The sequence below is a fragment of the [Actinomadura] parvosata subsp. kistnae genome (assembly GCF_900323885.1).
Taxonomy (GTDB): Bacteria; Actinomycetota; Actinomycetes; order Streptosporangiales; family Streptosporangiaceae; genus Nonomuraea; species Nonomuraea composti.
Genome location: NZ_OOHJ01000023.1, coordinates 99831 through 117361, shown reverse-complemented (window position 1 = coordinate 117361; position 17531 = coordinate 99831). Strand labels below are relative to the sequence as shown.

The following is a 17531-nucleotide window of genomic DNA, read 5'->3' as shown; positions in this document are numbered from 1 at the left end:
CGTTGCCGGAAGGTTTCCGTAAACTCACCGTCCGTGGACCCGATGAGGTAACCCCCATGGCACGCACCCCCCGTTCCAGAGCCTTATTCGCCCTCGGTGCCGCTCTCACCACGATCCTCGCGCTGCTCGCCCCCATGGCCGGCAGCGCCGCCGCGGCCCCCGCCCCCGGCCCGCTCGTCTGGTCCGACGAGTTCGACGGCGCGGCCGGCAGCGCCGTCGACGCGTCGAAGTGGCGCTTCGACATCGGCGGCAGCGGCTGGGGCAACAACGAGCAGCAGTACTACACCGACAGCACCCGCAACGCCGCCCTGGACGGCGCGGGCAACCTGGTGATCACCGCCCGCCGCGAGAACCCGGCCGGCTACCAGTGCCACTACGGCACCTGCCAGTACACCTCGGCCCGCCTGCTCACCTCCGCCACCTTCACCCGCACCTACGGCCGCTTCGAGGCCCGCATGAAGCTGCCGCGCGGTCAGGGCATCTGGCCGGCGTTCTGGATGCTCGGCAACGACATCGGCTCGGTCGGCTGGCCCAACAGCGGCGAGATCGACATCATGGAGAACATCGGCCGCGAGCCCAACACCGTGCACGGCACCATCCACGGCCCCGGCTACTCCGGGGGCGGCGGCATCGGCGCCGGCTACACGATCGGCAGCCCGTTCGCCGACGCCTTCCACACCTTCGCCGTCGACTGGTCGCCCAACCTGATCGTCTGGTACGTGGACGGCGTCGAGTACCAGCGCCGCACCCCGTCCGACCTGGGCGGCAACCGGTGGGTCTTCGACCACCCGTTCTTCATGATCATGAATGTGGCGGTGGGCGGCAACTGGCCCGGCTACCCCGACAGCAGCACGACGTTCCCGCAGACCCTGACCGTCGACTACGTCCGCGTCTACGCCCCGCCGACCGGCGGCACCGGCGGCCGGATCACCGGCTACGGCGGCAAGTGCGTGGACGTCGCCGGCGCGAACACCGCCAACGGCACCGCCGTCCAGCTCTGGGACTGCAACGGCACCGCCGCCCAGACCTGGACCTGGAACGCCGACGGGTCCGTGCGGGCGCTCGGCAAGTGCATGGACGTGACCGGCGCCGGCACGGCGAACGGCACGCAGGTGCAGCTCTACGACTGCAACGGCACGGGCGCGCAGCGCTGGACGTTCGACTCGGGCACGGGGCAGATCGTCAACCCGCAGTCCGGCAGGTGCCTGGACGCGACGGGAGTCAGCTCGGCCAACGGCACCCGGCTGCAGATCTGGGACTGCACGGGCGGAGCCAACCAGCGGTGGGCCCGCTCCTGACCTGAGACGCCTGCGGGCCTTTCCCGCGGGGAAGGGCCCGCCGCGCGTGAGAGAGCGCGTTCTCACTCCACCAGGTCGGACAGGGCGCGGCGGACGGCGGTCTTGTCCTCGAACGTGACGCCGAGCCGCATGATCATCTGTGGGTGCTCCCCCGAGCACAGCTCCCGCCGCAGGAACTCGCGCAGCAGGTCCATCTCCAGCGCCTGCGTGTGGAAGGCGGCGCTGACGCCCTGCGCGGCGGCCCGCAGCAGCACGTGCTGGAGCGCCTGCCCCGCCGCGATCCACTCCTCGCGCCCGTCGCGGGCCGTGGTGAGCAGCGCCGGCACGCCGATGTAGGTGGCGGTGCCGCCCGCACCGCCCCAGTCGTGCCGCCAGGAGTAGTCGCGCTGCGGGAAGTGCGGGTCGGTGGGCGCGGCGCGCCTGGGGTAGGCGTCGGCGGGCACGCCGTCCCTGCGGCGGCTGCCGGGTGGCCGCGCCCAGCGGATCACCTCCAGGCTGAAGCGCCGGTCTCCTGCCTGGACGGCCTGCGCCGCCCGGGTGAGCGCGGCCAGGACCTCCACCGCCCCGGGCGCCCGCACCGGGGTGAGCCGGGCGCCCTCGTCCACGGCGGCGATGATCAGCCGTTCGACGAGCCGGTCGGGCACGGGCAGGTCGGTGAAGCCGGCGCGGTGGGTGCGCCGCAGCTCGATCTGCTCCCCGAGCAGCCGGGCGTCCTCGTCGGGCGGTGCGGGAGTGCCCGGCGTGATCGTGGCGAGCAGCGACGGGCGGTCGGGGTCCGGCAGGACGCGGACGACGGGCTCGTAGCCGTGGCCGCGCAGCGACGTCCGCATGGTGAACAGGGCCGCGCCGCAGCTGATCAGCAGCTCGCGCCCGGAGGCGTCGCCGACCCGCAGCCGCCGGTCGGTGTCGGCGCGCAGCGCGATCTCCTCCCCGGACACGGAGAACGTCCAGGGCTGGGTGTTGTGCACGGACGGCGCCCAGCGGGCCGCCTCCAGGGCGGCCTCCAGCGCCTCCTTCACCGTCGGACCTGTCATGCGCCCAGCCCATCATGAGGGGGCGCGCCGGATCAGGGCCGAAGGTCCTCCGCCGGGAGGTCCGTCGGCCTGCGCGCAGGCGGGCGGCACTCGCTCTCCACACGGTCAGCCCTTCACGGTACGCGTTACATCGCGGGCAGCGCGGCGGCCAGCAGCACCACGCCGAGCGAGCCCACCAGCGACCCGATCGCCAGCACCCTGGCCGGCCGGGGACGGCCCGCGCCGCTGGCCCACCCGTGCGCCCCCGCCATGGCCATGACGGCGCAGAACAGCAGCAGCTTGGCCGCCAGCGTCCGCCCGTAGCCGGGCTCGGCGAGCATGCCCCACGTGACGCCCTTGTGCCAGGCGAGAGCCACGCCGGTGGCGAGCTGGAGCGGCAGGAACGCCGCGACGGTCAGCAGCCCGAAGCGGCGGCCCACGGCGGTCAGCACCTGGCCGCGCCGCTCGCCGTCGAGCAGCCGCCGGGCTAGCGGCAGCACCACCAGCGACACGGTGAGCTGCCCGCCGACCCACAGCGCCGCCCCGAGCACGTGCAGGAACCGCACCACCGCCCACCACGTCATGACCGCTTCCGCCCCCTTTCACCTGGTCCGCGCCGCGATCAGGCTATCCGCCGCGCCGATCGCCCCCGCAGGGCACTCCTTCGGGGAAAGTAGGGACTTTGGTCCCTGTCGGGGACGGGGGCCGGGTCGGCAGGCTGTGACGGTGATGTACCAGAACGGGACGGGCGACCGGCGGCTCCGGGAACTGCCCGAGACGGAGGCGCTGCGGCTGCTGGCGGAGGTGCCGTTCGGCCGGGTCGTCTTCACCCGGCACGCGCTGCCCGCGATCCGGCCGGTGAACCACGTCGTCGTGGACGGCCGGATCGTCATCCGCTCCAGCCCCGGCACGATCCTCGGCTCCCACGTGGCGCCGGCGGAGGCGGTGGTGGTGGCGTACGAGGCCGACGAGCTGGACGGGCACGAGCGCCTGGGCTGGAGCGTCATCGTCACCGGCGTGGCCCGCCTGGTGACCGACCCCGAGGAGGCGGCGCTGCTCAGAGGCATGCTGACCCCCTGGGTGGCGGGCGAGATGGAGCAGGTGATCCGCATCCAGCCGGAGATCGTCAACGGGTTCGCGCTCGTTCCCGCGGACGCGCGGGACGGCGCGCGTACAAAGATCGGTCCGGCTGGATAGTGGGCGCGGCCCGGCCCGATGGGGAACGCTGCCGGAGGACGCAACCCCCACGAGCCGGGAGAGCCCATGGATGGCACCGGAGCACGGCCGTTCGTCATCGACCCCGCGGGCCGCGACATCCACGGCGAGGCCGAGCGCATCCGCGCGCTCGGGCCGGCCACCCGCGTCGAGCTGCCCGGCGGCGTCGTGGCGTGGGCGGTGAGCGACCAGGCGCTGCTGCGGCGGCTGCTGACCGACCCTCGGGTGTCCAAGGACGCCTACCTGCACTGGCCGGCCTGGATCAAGGGCGAGATCTCCCCCGAGTGGCCGCTGTTCGCGTGGGTGGCGGTCCGCAACATGCTGACCGCGTACGGGCCGGACCACCGGCGGCTGCGCGGCCTGGTCTCCAGCGCGTTCACCGTCCGCCGCACCGCGGCGCTGCGGCCGCGCATCGAGGCGATCACCGCGGAGCTGCTCGACGAGCTGGCCGACGTGCCGCCGGCGACGGTGACGGACCTGCGCGAGCGCTACGCGTACCCGCTGCCGATCCAGGTGATCTGCGAGCTGTTCGGCGTCGCCGACGAGGCCACCCGCGAGGAGGTGCGCCGCTGCGCCGACTCCTTCTTCCAGGTCGGGCGGCCCGCCGCGGAGACGGCCGAGGTGCTGGCGCACCTGCAAGAGGTGCTGCGCGGGCTCGTCGCCGACAAGCGGGCGCACCCGGGCGACGACCTGTCGTCGGCCCTGATCGCCGCCCGCGACGAGCACGACGCGCCGCTGGAGGAGCACGAGCTGGTCGACACGCTGATCCTGTTCCTGAGCGCGGGGCACGAGACCACGGTCAACCTCATCGACAACGCGATCTTCGCGCTGCTCACCCATCCCGGCCAGCTCGCGCTCGTCCAGGCGGGGCGGGTGAGCTGGGAGGACGTCGTCGAGGAGACGCTGCGCAACCAGGGGCCGATCGCGAACCTGCCGCTGCGCTTCACCGTCGAGGACATCGACCTCGGCGGCGGCCTCGTGCTGCCCGCTGGCGAGCCGATCCTCGGCTGCTACGGCGCCGCCGGACGCGACCCGCTGGTGCACGGCCGCGACGCGGGCACGTTCGACGTCACCCGCCCCTCCAAGGAGCACCTGGCCTTCGGGTACGGCGTGCACCGCTGCCTCGGCGCCCCGCTGGCCACGCTGGAGGCCACGATCGCGCTGCCCGCGCTCTTCGGCCGCTTCCCCGGCCTGACGCTGGCGGCGCGGCCCGACGACCTGCTGCCGCTGGAGTCGTTCATCTCGAACGGGCATCGCGCGCTGCCGGTCGTGCTGTCGTGATCAGGCGGTACGGACGGCGGCGACCACGACCGTCGTGTAGCTCATCGTGAACGAGCCGCCGATCGCATCGACGGCGGCGCCGGCCGCCGCGAGCACCTCCTGGAGCTGGTCGGGGGCGAGCTGGGTGAGGACGCCCGAGGTGGGGAGCTGGTCGAGCCATTCGTCGCGGGTGTAGACGCGCTCCCAGGCGAACGTCCACTCCTCGGGCTCGCCGAACCGGCCCGACCGGCGGATCCCGTCGGCGGCGCTGGTGAACATCGGCCGGTAGCCGTCCATGGCGGACATGGTGGCCGGGCGGTCGGCGAACGGCGAGTCGGGCAGCACCCGCTTGAGCGCGTCGTTGTGCGCCCGCATCAGGCTGGGCGGGGTCTCGAAGACGTGCCAGCAGGCCGCCAGCAGGCCGCGGGGGCGCAGCACCTCGGCCGCCTTCGCGGCTCCCTTGTCGGGGTCGATCCAGTGCCAGGCGGTCGCGGCGACGGCGGCGTCGAACGTGCGGCCGGCCGCGTCCCACTCCTCGAACCTGGCGACCTCCGTCTCGACGCCGGTGCGCCGGGCGAAGGCGGCCATGCGCTCGTCGGGCTCGACCGCGAGGACCGTGCAGCCGGCCTGCTGGAACTGCCGGGCGGCGATGCCGGTGCCGGACCCGACGTCGAGCAGGTCGCGGCCGGGGCTGGCGGCCAGGATCCGGTCCACCATCGCCTGGGGGTACGTGGGCCGGGTGCGGTCGTAACGCTCGGAGTCGACGCCGAACGACTCCGCCATCTTCCTGGCCTGATGCGGTTGCTGAGCAGGTGTAGTGGGCATACGCCCACCATAGTGGGCACACGCCCACATGGTCAACACGCGAGCATCCCTCCACGAACTGTTCACCCTCTCTTGGGGGACGCCGCCTTTCCTGACAGGACACGAGCGGAGATCATGACCATGTTCGTCACCCCCCTTCCGCAAGGAGGCACCGTGCCCGCACCACCGCGCCCCCGCCCGTCCTGGCCGGTACGGCTCGCCGTCGTCCTGTCCGCCCTCGCCTCCCTCGTCGGGCTGGCCGGAGTCGCCCCCGCCGACGCCGCCGTCTACAGCTCGTGCACCATCTCCCGCTGCGCCGACGCCCGCTCGGCCCGCCAGATCTGGGCCTCCAAGGGCTACCCGACCACCGCCGGCTGGTACTCATGGCCCGACGGCCGCTACAACTACACCGGCGGACGCCACTACAACCGCGAGGGGCAGCTGCCGGTCAACGCGACCTACTACGAGTACGACGTGTACTCCCGCGCCCAGGGAGCCGCGCGCGACGCGTACCGGATCGTCGTCAACCGCAGCACCGGCGCCGCCTGGTTCTCGCCCAACCACTACACCGACTTCTACCGCCTCTGAGGGAAACGTTCATGATGTCTGCCCCGCGTTCGCTGCCCTCGTGGCTCACCGTGACCACCGGCCGGGTCGTGGACGGGCGGGCGTGCCGGACCCGCGCCGCCTTCTTCGACGAGGTGGCGCGGGCCCTGAGCTTCCCCGGCTACTTCGGCCGCAACTGGGACGCGCTCACCGACTGCCTGCGCGACATCGGAGCCGTCACGCTCGTCGTCGAGCACGCCGAGGAGCTGCTGGCCGGCGAGCCGCCCGAGCAGCTGGCCACGCTGCTGACCGTGCTCGCCGACGCCGCCCACGACGGGCTGACGGTGACGCTGTGCACCGGCGCCGAGCAGGAGGACACACTGCGCGAGCGCGTCGCCGCCGCCCTGTCGTGAGCTCGCGGTCGAGCTCGCGCGGTCAGCCCTGGAGGTAGCGCAGGACGGCCAGGACGCGGCGGTGGTCGTTGTCGGACGGGGCCAGGCCGAGCTTGGTGAAGATCTGCGTGACGTGCTTCTCCACCGACCCGTACGACAGGAACAGGGTCTCGGCGATCGCGCTGTTGGAGCGGCCCTGCGCCATCATCGCCAGCACCTCGCGCTCGCGCGGCGTCAGCAGCGCCAGCGCGTCGCCGCGCCGGCTCGCCCCCATGATCTGCGTGACGACCTCGGGGTCGAGCACGGTCTCCCCCGCCGCGATCCGCTCGATGGCCGCCAGGAAGTCCTTGACGTCGGTCACGCGCTCCTTGAGCAGGTAGCCGATCCCCCGGGCGCCGCCGGCGAGCAGCCGTGCGGCGTAGTGGGTCTCGATGTACTGCGAGAACACCAGCAGCCCCAGGTCCGGATGGTCGCGGCGGATCCTGATCGCCGCGCGCAGCCCCTCGTCGGTACGGGAGGGCGGCATGCGCACGTCCACCACCGCCACGTCGGGACGATGCTCGGCCACGGCCGCCACCAGCGCGTCACCGTCGCCCACGGCGGCCGCCACCTCGTGGCCGCGCGAGCCGAGCAGCAGGCACAGGCCGTCGCGGAGCACCACGGCGTCCTCGGCGATCACGATGCGCATGGGCCGTCCGTTCACGCACGCAGGGGCAGATCGACACAGACCACCGTAGGGCCTCCGGCGGGGCTGTGGACGGCGAGCTCCCCGTCCACCACCCGGACGCGGTCGACCAGGCCGCGCAGCCCCGACCCACCGGCCCGCCGCCGACCGGGGCGCCGTCCGCCACCACGGCGCCGCCCTCGCCGTCGTCCCACACCCGCAGGCGCAGCCGCCCGTCCTCCGCGCGCAGCCTGATCGCGGCCTGCCTGGCGCCGCTGTGCTTGGCCACGTTCGCGAGCAGCTCGGCGGTGCAGAAGAACGCGATGGTCTCGACGGCCGGCGACGGGCGGGCGGACAGCTCCGCGTCGAGGTCCACCGGCAGCGGGCTGCGGGCGGCGAGCGTGGCCAGGGCCACCTCCAGGCCCTTGTCGAGGGCGGGCGGGTGGATGCCGCGGATCAGGTCCGTCAGCTCCGACAGGGTCTCCTTCGCGCCGCGGTGGGCGCCGTCGACCAGGGCGCGGGCGTGATCCAGCCGCTCCAGGTCGCCGCCCGCCGCCGCGTCGAGCTCCTCCTTCGCCATGCTGAGCGCCATGGCCAGCGCGGTCAGCCGGGCGGCCGTGCCGTCGTGCAGGTCCCGCTCCACCCGGCGCAGCGCGGCGGCGGCGTCCTCCACGGCCAGCGCTCTGGTCTCCTCCAGCGTACGGATGCGCGCCTGGGAGGGGGCCGGGCCGAGCAGCGTGCGCACCAGCATCCGCTCCGGCAGCAACGCGGCGTGCACCGCCCACGGCGCCAGGAACAGCAGCCCCGCGCCCGTCACCGCCAGCAGCAGCGCGCCCGCCCAGCCGCTCGGGCCCGGCACGCCGGGGACCTGCCACCACAGCGGGCACGCCAGCAGCACCAGGCCGAGCCCCCACGTCCCGGCCGCCGCCGCGAACGCCAGCGCCGCCGCGGGCAGGCGGACCACGGCGTGGATGATCGCCCGCCAGCCGGCCACGTCGCCCAGCGCCGCGCCGAGCCGGCCCAGCAGGCCCCTGCCCGGCCGGTACGGGGCGGGGGCCGGCACGTCCGTGCCCGCCAGCGTCCGCGCCAGCGCCCGGTTGGCCGCGCTGAGCCTCCTGGCGGCCACCACGCACCCCGCCAGCAGCGGCAGGCCCACCACGTACGTCGAGGCCAGCACGCCCACCAGCACGACCAGCAGATGGGCCAGGCCGAGTGCGGCCATCAAGGGCACCGTCACCGTGTAGCCGAGCTCGCGCCAGATCCGCACCTGTCCGCTCCCCTCTCCTCACGGTCCAGGCTGACGCACCGACTCGGGGAGGACCACCCGGTGAACCCCCCGGGGTTGTCCCCCTCCGGTACGGCGGTTCTCCGCGTGGTGCGGCGGCGGTGGCGCGGGTGAGGGTGGCTCTGGTGATCGCTTCCGAGGAGAGGAGTCACGACATGTTACGAAGGTCGGTGAGCTTGGCGGGCGCGCTGGTGATGGCGGCCCTGATGGGGCTGAGCCCGGCCCCTGCGGCGGCTCAAGAGCCGGGGCGTGGGCGGCTCCGGCGGCGGCTCAAGAGCCACGGGCGGGGGCGGCTCCGGCGGGGGCGGCTCAAGGGCTCGGTTCCCAGACGCTCGCGGCTCAGGGCGCGGCGGGGGTCGTGTGGCGGGCGTGCGGCGGGGAGGGGGTGCCCGCCGGCATGGAGTGCGGGGCGATCGACGTGCCGGTGGACTGGTCGAGGCCGCGCGGCAAGCAGGTCAGGCTGGAGCTGGCCAGGCTGCGGGCGAGCGAGCCGGCCGCCCGCGTGGGCAGCGTGCTCGGCGTCCCCGGCGGCCCCGGCAGCGACGGCATCGAGGACCTCAAGCTGGCCGCTCCCCACCTGACCGAGCTGCGCCGGCGCTTCGACCTCGTCGCCTACCGGCCGCGCAGCAACGTCTGGGGGAAGACCGCCGCCCCGTCCTGCTGGGAGCCCGGCGTGGCGCTGCGCGACCCGCGCGACCGCCGCGACTACGAGGCCGTGGCGGCGGCCATGGCGAAGGCGTTCGCGGCGTGCCGCGCCGACGACACGACCGGCCTGTTCGCCCACCTGGACGGGCTGTCCATCGCCAGGGACATGGAGGCCGTCCGCCGGGCGCTCGGCGAGGAGCGGCTGAGCCTCATGGCCAACTCCTACGGCGGGGTCGTCGCCGCCGCGTACATCAGGCTGTTCCCGCAGCGGATCAGGGCCATGTACCTGGACGGGGTGGTCAACCAGACCGAGGGCTGGCCCATGGTGAACCTCGTGACGCGCGTGGGCTCGGAGCAGGCGCTGGAGCGGTTCGGCCGCTGGTGCGCGGCGACGCCCGCGTGCGCGCTGCACGGCGAGGACGCCGCCGACGTCTGGCGCCGGCTCACCCGCGCCGCCGACCGCGAGCCCATCCCGGTCACGTCGCAGCAGTTCGGCGAGGGCGAGCTGACCGGCTGGCACCTGCGCAACTTCGGCTTCGTCCCCGACCCCGGCCCCGATCATGCGCGCTGGCTGACGCTGGCCGAATGGACGGACAGGGCGCGGCAGGGCGACGGGTCGGGGTTCGCCGACTTCGCCCTGGGCAACACTCGGGCGTGGGCCACCCCGGCGATACTGGCGATGAGCTGCGGCGACGGGCGCGGCTACACCGGCTGGGCGCAGCTTCGGCAGTACCGCCGCGACATCCGCGAGGCCGCGCCGAGCTTCCCCGGGGCCGCGTTCGACCAGGTGGGCTGCATCGGCTGGACCGAGCCGGTCGCCAACCCGCCGCGCCCGCTGGAGGTGCGCGGGCTGCCGCCGATGCTCGGGGCCGGCGCCCTCGAAGGCGACTTCTCCTGGACCGAACGGTTCATCCGCATGGTGCCGGGGTCGGTCACCGTCGGGTACGACGGGCCGGGGCACGTGCTCTACCTGTCGGGCAGGAAGTGCCCCATCGCGCACGCCACCACGTACCTGACCGAGCTGCGGCTGCCCGCGCCGGGCACCGTCTGTCCCGCCGAATGAAGTTGCGGGGGCCGGCGCCTCAGCGCTGGTCCGGCGCGGCGGCGACCGCCTGGATGTGGGCGTTGCGCAGGAGGATGAGCCTCCTCAGGTAGCGCTTCAGCACCAGGAGGTCGGCGAGCGTGCCCAGCGGGGGCACGGGGGCGGCGAAGTCGACGACGTCCGTCATCAGCGTGGCGGCGCCGTCGTGCGCCGCCTCGAACGTGTGCGCGTGGTGCCACCGCCGGAACGGGCCCGTCACCTGCTCGTCCACGAAGAACGAGGGGCGTTCGCAGACGCTGATGACCGAGGTCAGGTGCCAGGTGATGCCGAAGTGGCGGGCCCGCCACGTCACCCGGTCGCCCAGGGCGAGCATCCCGGACGTGACGCCCGCCACCGCCCGCTCGCCCGTGTGACCGAACGAGGTCGTGTGCACGTCCACCGACAGGGACACGTCGAAGACGACCGGCGGCGGCGCCGGGACGAGCGTCGTCACCTCGAAACGCGACACACCCGGATCCTAACGACGCGCCCGCCACGGGTCCGGCCCGCCCCCGGCCTCGCGCCGGCGCGGTGGGTCGGCGCGGTGGGTCGGCGCGGTGGGTCGGCGCGGTGGGTCGGCGCGGTGGGTCGGCGCGGTGGGTCGGCGCGGTGGGTCGGCGCGGTGGGTCGGCGCGGTGGGTCGGCGCGGTGGGTCGGCCGGGGTCAGCGGTCGTCGGAGAAGCGGCGGAGCAGCGCGTCGGCGGCGGCGAAACCCTGCACCACGTCGGCGGCCGTGGGCAACCGCTCCCCCGCGCCGGTCACCGCGCCGGTCACCGCGTCCGTCACCGCGCCCCGCACCATGCCCACCGCCTGACCCGCGTAGACGTACGCGGTGTCGAAGTCGCCGGAGGCGCGGGCCGTCTCCAGCTCCGCCTGCGCCGTCTCGTCGCCGGCCAGTTCGTCCTCCCGCCCGTGCCACCGCTCGAAGAACGCGTTCCGCAGGCCGCGCCCGCCGAACTCCGGCGGCCACGCGAGCCGCTGCGCGACGTCGAAGACGCGCCCGTAGGCGGTGCCAGTCTCGTCGGCGGCCAGCACCCGCGCCCGGGCGGCCGCGGGCAGCGTGGTCTCGGCGCAGCCGAGGAACGCGGTGCCGGCCCAGCCGCCCTGCGCGCCGGCGGCCAGCACGGCGGCCAGGCCCCTGGCCGTGGCGATGCCGCCGGCGGCAAGGACCGGCACCCGCACCTCCTCCAGCACGCTCTGCAGCAGCGGCAGCGTGGCCACCTCGTCGCGGCCGTGACCGCCGCCCTCGCCGCCCCTGGCCACCACCACGTCGGCGCCGGCCCGCTCGGCCTCCTTGGCCTCGCGGGTGGTGCCCGCCTGCACGGCGACGGTGATGCCGGCGCGCCGCAGCGGCTCGACGTACGGGGCGAAGTCTCCGAAGCTCACCGAGACGAGCGCGGGCCGGGCTTCGAGGACGGCGTCGAGCTGGGCGGGGTTGCCGGCCAGCGCCCACGCCATGAGCCCGATGCCGTACGGGCGCCCGCCCGCGGCGGCGACGGCGGCCTGCTCGGTGATCCACGGGGCCGGCGCGGCGGCGGGCACGCCGAACATGCCGAGCGCGCCCGCCGCGGACACGGCGGCGGCCAGCCGCCCGTCGGCGACGCCCGCCATCGGCGCCCCGACCAGCGGCACGTCCAGCCCGAACCGGTCGGTCAACCAGGTGCGCGGCATCGTTCTGCTCCTCCTCAGCGCGGGGTGGTCACTGCAGGTAGCCCTCGACCTGGGAGACCGGCGCGACCTGGGCGTCGTCGGGGTCCAGCCCGGCCGACCGGCGGGCGCGGCGGCGGCGCAGCAGGTCCCAGCACTGGTCGAGGGTCTCCTCCAGGTGGGTGATGCGGGCGTGCTGCTCGGGGCCGGCGGACTCGCGCCGGGAGAGCAGGTCGTGCTCCTCGTCCACGAGGGCGTGGATGCGCTGGAGGATCTGCTGTTCGTCCATGGTCCGTCCTGTGCTTGTCGCGTGGGGGCCCACCCTGCCGGGTGACGATCTACCGTACATCGCACGAATGTGTGATCCACGCCGACCGCCCGGGCGCCCAGCGAGGCGGCACCGGCCTAGACTCCTGCCATGTCTGATTCACCGCCGTCGCTCGATCCGGTGCAGCTCGGCGCCTACTTCTCGCTCATCGAGGTGACGAGCCTGCTGCGGCACGCGGTGGAGCAGCAGCTGCGCGAGGCCGGTGATCTCAGCTACGTCCAGTTTCAGCTCCTCGCCCGGCTCGGCGACTCGCCGACGGGCAGCCACCGCATGACCGATCTGGCCGACGGTGTCGTCTACAGCCGCAGCGGGCTGACGTACCAGGCGGGTCTGCTGGAGAAGGCGGGCCTGGTCACGCGCGCCCCCTCCGCGGACGACGAGCGGAGCGTCACGGTCACCATCACCGAGGCGGGGCGCGCGCTGCTGGAGAAGGTGTTGCCCGGCCACATCGAGGTGGTCAGCGGCCTGCTCTTCGAGCCGCTGTCGCACGACGACGTCGTGGCTCTCGCCGGCCTGCTGGAGCCGGTGCGGACGCACATGCGCTCGGCGCCGCCGCGCTCGGCGGCGCCTCGCCGCCGCAAGAACGGAGCGTGAGGGCGCCGACCGTCACTCAGCGGCATCCGCAGATGCCTCACGGGATGAGCCGGGCGCCGGCGTCGACCGGGATGTGGGCGCCGGTCACCGCGCCGAAGCCGCCGTCCACGAGCGCGCCGATCACCGCGGCCACGTCCTCGGGCTCGGTCATCCGGCCGAGCACCGAGCGTTCTGCCAGCGAGCGCTCCGCCTCGGGGGTGCGCATCGCCGCGCTGCCCTCGGTGCGGACGGCGCCGGGCGCCACGACGTTCACGGTGGTGCCCCACGCGCCCGCCTCGGCGGCGACGTGCCGGGCGAAGGAGTCGAGCGCGGCCTTGGCGGTGCCGTGCGCGATCGCGACGGGGCGGGCGAGGCCGGCGCTGACGCTGGAGACGTACACGATCCGGCCGCCCCGCCGCTCGCGCAGGAGCGGGAGGACGCGCTGGGTGACGTGGAAGACGGCGGCCAGCTCGCCGGTGACCTTGCCGGCGAAGTCCGTCCAGGACAGCTCGGCGAGCGGGGCGAACGGCGGGCTGATGTTGGCGTTGCAGACGAGGGCGTCCACCCGGGGGCAGGCGCCGACGAGGCCGGCCACGTCGCCGGGGTCGCGCACGTCGGCGCGTACGGCCCGCGCCGTGCCGCCGGCGGCCTCGATGCTCTTGACGACGGAGGCGGCGGCCGCGGTGTCGGTGCGGTAGTTGACGATGGCGTGGAAGCCGCGGCGGGCCAGCTCCCGGGCCGTCGCGGCGCCGATGCCGCGGCCGGCGCCGGTGATGAGGGCGATGCGTTCCATGGGCGCCGACACTAGGGTCGGAGCTAACGAAAAGTAAGGACGTACCTCTGGGTTAGTCCCCTACCGCCGGGTCGGCGGTCAGGTCGTGGAAGAGGTGGGCGGCGGGTGAGTGACGCGTTTCACAAGGACTGCCCGGCACGCATGGTGCTCGATCACGTCTCGGGGCGCTGGGCGGTGCTCGTGCTGACGGCCCTCGGTGACGGCCCCCAGCGTTTCCACGAGTTGCGGGCGAGGGTCGAGGGTGTCAGCGAGAAGATGTTGTCGCAGACGCTGCGCACGCTCGTCCGGGACGGTTTCGTCCGCCGGACGGTCAAGCCGTCGAGGCCGCCGCAGGTCAGCTACGCCCTGACCGGCCTCGGCGAGGGCGTCACCAGGTCGCTCCAGCCGCTGTTCGACTGGGTGCGCGATCACGCGGGCGACATCCTGGCCGCCCAGGCCGCCCACGATCGGACCGCCTCCGAATAGTTTGCTTCGAATTCGAAGCGGTGCTAGCGTGGCTGTCAGTTGCTTCGGATTCGAAGCAAATGGCTCCGAGCGAGAGCGAGCTCCCCCATGAAGGCAGTGCGTTTCCACGAGTACGGCGCCCCCGACGTCCTGCGTTACGAGGACGTGGAGCAGCCCGTCCCCGGCGCCGGTCAGGTCCGGATCCGCGTCGCGGGCACGTCGTTCAACGGCGTCGACGGCAACATCCGCGGCGGCTTCATGCGCGGCCCCATCCCGGTGACGCTGCCGCACACCCCCGGCCTCGACGTCGCCGGCACGGTCGACGCGCTCGGCGCGGGCGTGACCGGCTTCGAGGCCGGTGACCGGGTGATCGGCTTCCTGCCGATGAACGGGACGGGCGCGGCGGCGGAGTACGTCCTCGCGCCGGCCGGGATCCTGGCGGCGGCGCCCACCAGCATCCCCCTGCCCGACAGCGCCGCGCTGCCCGTGGTGGGCCTGACCGCGTGGCAGGCGCTGTTCGACCACGCCCGGCTCACCGCCGGGCAGCGCGTGCTGATCAACGGCGCGGGCGGGGCGGTCGGCCGCTACGCCGTGCAGCTCGCCCGGCGCGCCGGCGCCCACGTGATCGCCACGGCGGGGCCGCGCAGCGGCGACGCGGTCAAGTCCGCCGGCGCCGACGAGGTCGTCGACCACACCACCACCCGCGTGATCGAGGCCGTCAGCGAGCCGGTCGACGTCGTGCTCAACCTCGCCCCGATCGACCCCGCCGAGCTGGCCGGGCTGGTCACCCTCGTCCGTTCCGGCGGGGTCCTCGTCAACACGACCGTGTGGATGCCCGCGCCCGCCGACGAGGAGCGCGGCGTGCGCGGCATCGACCTGTACGTCCGCAGCGACGCCGAGCAGCTGGCGCGGCTGGTGGCGCTGGTCGACGGCGGCGAGCTGCGCGTCGACGTCGCCGAGCGGGTGCCGCTGGCCGACCTGCCGGCCGTCCACGCCAGGGCCGCCGCCGGCACCCTTTCCGGCAAGGTCGTCGTCCTCCCGCCCGCCGCATGACGCCCTGCCCGGCAAGGCCGTCCGCCGCGCGATGCCCTCTTCAGGCTGACGGCGACCCTGAAGAGGCGCGGCGGGGCAGCACGACGTCCTCCAGCCACCGGCCGACCCGTCCGGTGATGTCGTCGTCGAACGTGCGGGTGTCGACGTTGTCGGCGTGGATCTCGATCACCGGGAACCCGGCCGACTCCAGCGCCCTGGCCGTGAAGTAGCTGCCCCGGGGGTCGTCCGAGACGAGGTGGACGACGCCGTCGATGCCGTGCAGGCGGGCCTCCTTCACGTACCACTCGCTCGACCACGGCGGCGTGTAGAGCTGGTCGCTGAAGGCGGCGAAGCGCGCGGCCAGCGCCCTCATGGGGTCGTCGCCGTAGCGGACGTACCCGTCGGCGGCGATGGCCAGGTACATCGACCAGACGAACACCGCGCCGTACTCCTCCTGGAAGCGCTGGTAGAAGCCCATGTCGTACCAGAGGCCGCGGCCGATCCACATCAGCCGGGCCCGCTCCCCCGGGCACGCGGCGTGACCCGCGTCCACGCGGTCGCGCACCTCCTCGTAGAAGCGCCGGGCGAGGTCCCTGGCCCACTCGGTGCCGCGGTGCCACTGCGGCAGCATGACGCTGGGGATGCTGTCGACGACGCTCAGCGGCGCGGGCCGGGTGCGGGCGATGAGGTCGCGCGTCTTCCTGTTCCACTCCTCCTGCTCGTTGACCAGCGCCATCACCTCCCGGAAGCGGGACTCACTGAACCGCCTGCCGGTGGTCGTCTCCAGGAACCTGACGAGGTTCTCCAGCTCCGCGGTGAGCAGGTCCAGCCGGGCCGGGCCGACGGCCTCCTCCCAGCGGTGCGGCATGAGCTCCCACCAGTTGGCGGGCACCTCGTTCTCCGCGCCGCTCTCCAGCGGGTAGAAGGTGACGCCGGGCTCCTGGCCCCAGATGTCGAAGATCTTGCGGGTGACGTCGCCGGAGGCGTCGCCGACGATGATGTCCGGCCGGGGCAGGCCGCCCCACGGGCCCGCCTCCGGCTCCGGGTCGAACGCGGAGCCCAGGGTGACCGAGTTGTACTGCTCCGAGTAGTCCGGGTAGCCGCGCTGCCGTACCAGCCCCAGGTAGTGGCCCGAGCGCTGCTTGGCGGTGACCAGGGACGCCCACCACTGGCTCACGGCGTACGGGATGTCCATGGTGCGGAAGATCTCGTGCGGGACGTCCGCGTTCAGCAGCGCGAACGGCTCGCCTGCGGCGACCCGCGCGCGCAGGTCGGCGAACCACTCCCGCTGGTGGCGGCCCGCCTCGGCGGCGGTGGCGAGCGACTTCACACTGCGCATGTCAGGTCCTTCAGTGCGGTCAGGTCGGCGCGCCCGTACTCCTGGCGCTCCAGCAGCACAGCCGGGACGTCCAGCGCCGCGCGCTGCGCGGGGAAGTCCCAGGCCGGGGCCTCGTCACCGGCCCTGGAATACGCGACGAACAGCTCGGCCCGGCAGCGCTTCACGGCCGCGGCGGCGTGCGCTGCGCGCTCCCCCGCCGTCGCGCGGTGGGCGGTCGGGCCGCTGCGGTGGTAGTGCTCGGCCAGCACATCGAGGCCGGCTCCGAGGCTGCCCGTGCCGAGGCCGCTCGCGCCGGGGCCGCCTGTGCCGATCGGGTCGGTCACGGACAGGTCGCCGAACGAGTGGTCCTCGCCGACGATCACGTAGCCCTCCGACTCGACGGCCTCGTACACGTGCGGCGTGTCGTGGTCGCTGCCGCTCAGGAAGACGCGCCGGCCGGGGTGCTCCTGGAGGCGGTCGGCCTCGTCCAGCAGCCGGCGCAGCAGCGCGACGTGCTCGTCCACCGGCAGGGGCGCGTTGAGGACGGCGAGGAACTGCCGGCCCGTGAGGCGGGCGGGCACGGCCCTGCGCAGCTCGGCGGCGGCGGCCAGCAGCCGGCGCCGCTCGTCGTGCGCCGCCACCGCCCGGGGAAGGTCGAGGGGGCGGCCGGTCCAGGCTTCGAGCCTGGCGGCGAACTCGCCGATCCTGCGCCGGTTGTAGCGGGCGGTGGTGCGGTGCGGCAGGTGCAGGAGGTCCACCAGGTACGCCTCCGGCAGCGCCGTGCCGGGCTCCACCCGGCGCAGCTCGCGCAGCGCGTAGAACAGCCGCAGCGACGCCTCGCAGTCGTGCGAGACCACGACGCGGTCCAGGTGGCCGTAGGACCCGGCGAGCAGCCTGGTCAGCACCGAACGGGCCGCCGGGTCCACCCCGAGCCCGAGGTACCGGTCGCCGGTCCCGGAGCCGGCGTCCGGGTCGCCCGTGAGGCGGAACGCGCGGGCTCCGGCGGCGGTCAGCAGCTCGACCGGCACGTCCGCCCCGACGTAGCCGACGACCGGAACATGACCGACCGCCGTGTCACCGGCCGGGGCTCGAGCCGGGCCTTGAGCCGGGCCTTGAGCCGGAGCTTGAGCAGGTGCGCCACGCTGCGCGTACGCCTCCTCAAGCGCCGACAGCGCGGCCAGCGCCTCGGGCAT

20 protein-coding genes are annotated in these 17531 nt (G+C 74.4%); 9 read left to right on the top strand and 11 right to left on the bottom strand.

Going from position 1 to position 17531, the window contains the following annotated elements; all coding sequences use genetic code 11:
* Positions 1 to 56 precede the first annotated feature (56 nt).
* Positions 57 to 1298, top strand: a complete 1242-nt coding sequence (locus KIS93_RS52005) for a glycoside hydrolase family 16 protein (protein WP_080037374.1) — start codon at positions 57 to 59, stop codon at positions 1296 to 1298.
* Between the two features lie 62 nt (positions 1299 to 1360).
* On the opposite strand, the gene KIS93_RS52000 is transcribed toward KIS93_RS52005, so the two are convergent.
* On the bottom strand, positions 1361 to 2332 hold the full coding sequence (locus KIS93_RS52000; RefSeq protein ID WP_080037373.1) for an Acg family FMN-binding oxidoreductase: 972 nt from the start codon (positions 2330 to 2332) through the stop codon (positions 1361 to 1363).
* A 125-nt stretch (positions 2333 to 2457) separates the two neighbouring features.
* Positions 2458 to 2895 (bottom strand): hypothetical protein, encoded by a 438-nt coding sequence (locus KIS93_RS51995; protein WP_080037372.1) that lies wholly within the window; start codon positions 2893 to 2895, stop codon positions 2458 to 2460.
* A 145-nt stretch (positions 2896 to 3040) separates the two neighbouring features.
* On the opposite strand from KIS93_RS51995, the gene KIS93_RS51990 reads away from it, so the two are divergent.
* Positions 3041 to 3508 carry a pyridoxamine 5'-phosphate oxidase family protein gene (locus tag KIS93_RS51990; RefSeq protein WP_080037371.1) on the top strand — a complete coding sequence of 156 codons (468 nt, stop codon included), beginning with the start codon at positions 3041 to 3043 and terminating at the stop codon, positions 3506 to 3508.
* Between the two features lie 66 nt (positions 3509 to 3574).
* Positions 3575 to 4807, top strand: a complete 1233-nt coding sequence (locus KIS93_RS51985; RefSeq protein ID WP_080037370.1) for a cytochrome P450 family protein — start codon at positions 3575 to 3577, stop codon at positions 4805 to 4807.
* On the opposite strand, the gene KIS93_RS51980 is transcribed toward KIS93_RS51985, so the two are convergent.
* Entirely contained in the window at positions 4808 to 5611 is an 804-nt protein-coding gene (locus tag KIS93_RS51980) for a class I SAM-dependent methyltransferase (protein ID WP_080037369.1), read from the bottom strand.
* A 153-nt stretch (positions 5612 to 5764) separates the two neighbouring features.
* Between KIS93_RS51980 and KIS93_RS51975 the strand changes: the two genes are divergently transcribed.
* Together KIS93_RS51975 and KIS93_RS51970 are read left to right on the top strand one after the other, a co-directional pair.
* Positions 5765 to 6178 carry a ribonuclease domain-containing protein gene (locus tag KIS93_RS51975; RefSeq protein ID WP_222107966.1) on the top strand — a complete coding sequence of 138 codons (414 nt, stop codon included), beginning with the start codon at positions 5765 to 5767 and terminating at the stop codon, positions 6176 to 6178.
* A gap of 11 nt (positions 6179 to 6189) precedes the next feature.
* The gene (locus KIS93_RS51970; protein ID WP_080037362.1) at positions 6190 to 6549 is read left to right on the top strand and encodes a barstar family protein; all 360 of its coding nucleotides are present in this window, start codon (positions 6190 to 6192) and stop codon (positions 6547 to 6549) included.
* A 22-nt stretch (positions 6550 to 6571) separates the two neighbouring features.
* Here the strand turns inward: KIS93_RS51970 and KIS93_RS51965 are convergent, their stop codons facing one another.
* Together KIS93_RS51965 and KIS93_RS51960 are read right to left on the bottom strand one after the other, a co-directional pair.
* The gene (locus KIS93_RS51965) at positions 6572 to 7216 is read right to left on the bottom strand and encodes a LuxR C-terminal-related transcriptional regulator (RefSeq protein ID WP_080037360.1); all 645 of its coding nucleotides are present in this window, start codon (positions 7214 to 7216) and stop codon (positions 6572 to 6574) included.
* Positions 7113 to 8459, bottom strand: coding sequence for a sensor histidine kinase (locus KIS93_RS51960; RefSeq protein ID WP_186404945.1), 1347 nt, complete (start codon positions 8457 to 8459; stop codon positions 7113 to 7115). Before KIS93_RS51960 ends, KIS93_RS51965 begins: the two co-directional genes overlap by 104 nt.
* 403 nt (positions 8460 to 8862) lie before the next feature.
* Here KIS93_RS51960 and KIS93_RS51955 point away from each other — a divergent pair, with 403 nt between their 5' ends.
* Entirely contained in the window at positions 8863 to 10185 is a 1323-nt protein-coding gene (locus KIS93_RS51955) for an alpha/beta fold hydrolase (RefSeq protein WP_080037358.1), read from the top strand.
* Between the two features lie 19 nt (positions 10186 to 10204).
* On the opposite strand, the gene KIS93_RS51950 is transcribed toward KIS93_RS51955, so the two are convergent.
* From KIS93_RS51950 to KIS93_RS51940, 3 genes are all read right to left on the bottom strand, one after another.
* Complete coding sequence (locus KIS93_RS51950) at positions 10205 to 10672, bottom strand: SRPBCC family protein (protein ID WP_080037356.1); 468 nt, start codon at positions 10670 to 10672, stop codon at positions 10205 to 10207.
* Positions 10673 to 10866: 194 nt separating this feature from the next.
* Positions 10867 to 11874, bottom strand: a complete 1008-nt coding sequence (locus tag KIS93_RS51945; RefSeq protein ID WP_080037355.1) for an NAD(P)H-dependent flavin oxidoreductase — start codon at positions 11872 to 11874, stop codon at positions 10867 to 10869.
* A 28-nt stretch (positions 11875 to 11902) separates the two neighbouring features.
* Complete coding sequence (locus KIS93_RS51940) at positions 11903 to 12139, bottom strand: DUF2630 family protein (RefSeq protein WP_080037354.1); 237 nt, start codon at positions 12137 to 12139, stop codon at positions 11903 to 11905.
* Positions 12140 to 12268: 129 nt separating this feature from the next.
* Here KIS93_RS51940 and KIS93_RS51935 point away from each other — a divergent pair, with 129 nt between their 5' ends.
* Positions 12269 to 12772, top strand: coding sequence for a MarR family winged helix-turn-helix transcriptional regulator (locus KIS93_RS51935; protein ID WP_080037352.1), 504 nt, complete (start codon positions 12269 to 12271; stop codon positions 12770 to 12772).
* 37 nt (positions 12773 to 12809) lie between these two features.
* Here KIS93_RS51935 and KIS93_RS51930 read toward each other — a convergent pair whose 3' ends face one another.
* Positions 12810 to 13544 carry an SDR family oxidoreductase gene (locus KIS93_RS51930; protein ID WP_080037350.1) on the bottom strand — a complete coding sequence of 245 codons (735 nt, stop codon included), beginning with the start codon at positions 13542 to 13544 and terminating at the stop codon, positions 12810 to 12812.
* A 105-nt stretch (positions 13545 to 13649) separates the two neighbouring features.
* Here KIS93_RS51930 and KIS93_RS51925 point away from each other — a divergent pair, with 105 nt between their 5' ends.
* Together KIS93_RS51925 and KIS93_RS51920 are read left to right on the top strand one after the other, a co-directional pair.
* Positions 13650 to 14009: a winged helix-turn-helix transcriptional regulator gene (locus KIS93_RS51925; RefSeq protein ID WP_230466034.1), complete on the top strand. Its 360-nt coding sequence runs from the start codon at positions 13650 to 13652 to the stop codon at positions 14007 to 14009.
* An 87-nt stretch (positions 14010 to 14096) separates the two neighbouring features.
* Positions 14097 to 15041, top strand: a complete 945-nt coding sequence (locus tag KIS93_RS51920; RefSeq protein ID WP_080037347.1) for an NADP-dependent oxidoreductase — start codon at positions 14097 to 14099, stop codon at positions 15039 to 15041.
* A 40-nt stretch (positions 15042 to 15081) separates the two neighbouring features.
* On the opposite strand, the gene KIS93_RS51915 is transcribed toward KIS93_RS51920, so the two are convergent.
* Together KIS93_RS51915 and KIS93_RS51910 are read right to left on the bottom strand one after the other, a co-directional pair.
* Positions 15082 to 16359, bottom strand: a complete 1278-nt coding sequence (locus tag KIS93_RS51915; RefSeq protein WP_080037345.1) for a 2-hydroxyacyl-CoA dehydratase family protein — start codon at positions 16357 to 16359, stop codon at positions 15082 to 15084.
* The gene (locus KIS93_RS51910; RefSeq protein WP_080037343.1) at positions 16347 to 17531 is read right to left on the bottom strand and encodes a 2-hydroxyacyl-CoA dehydratase family protein; all 1185 of its coding nucleotides are present in this window, start codon (positions 17529 to 17531) and stop codon (positions 16347 to 16349) included. Before KIS93_RS51910 ends, KIS93_RS51915 begins: the two co-directional genes overlap by 13 nt.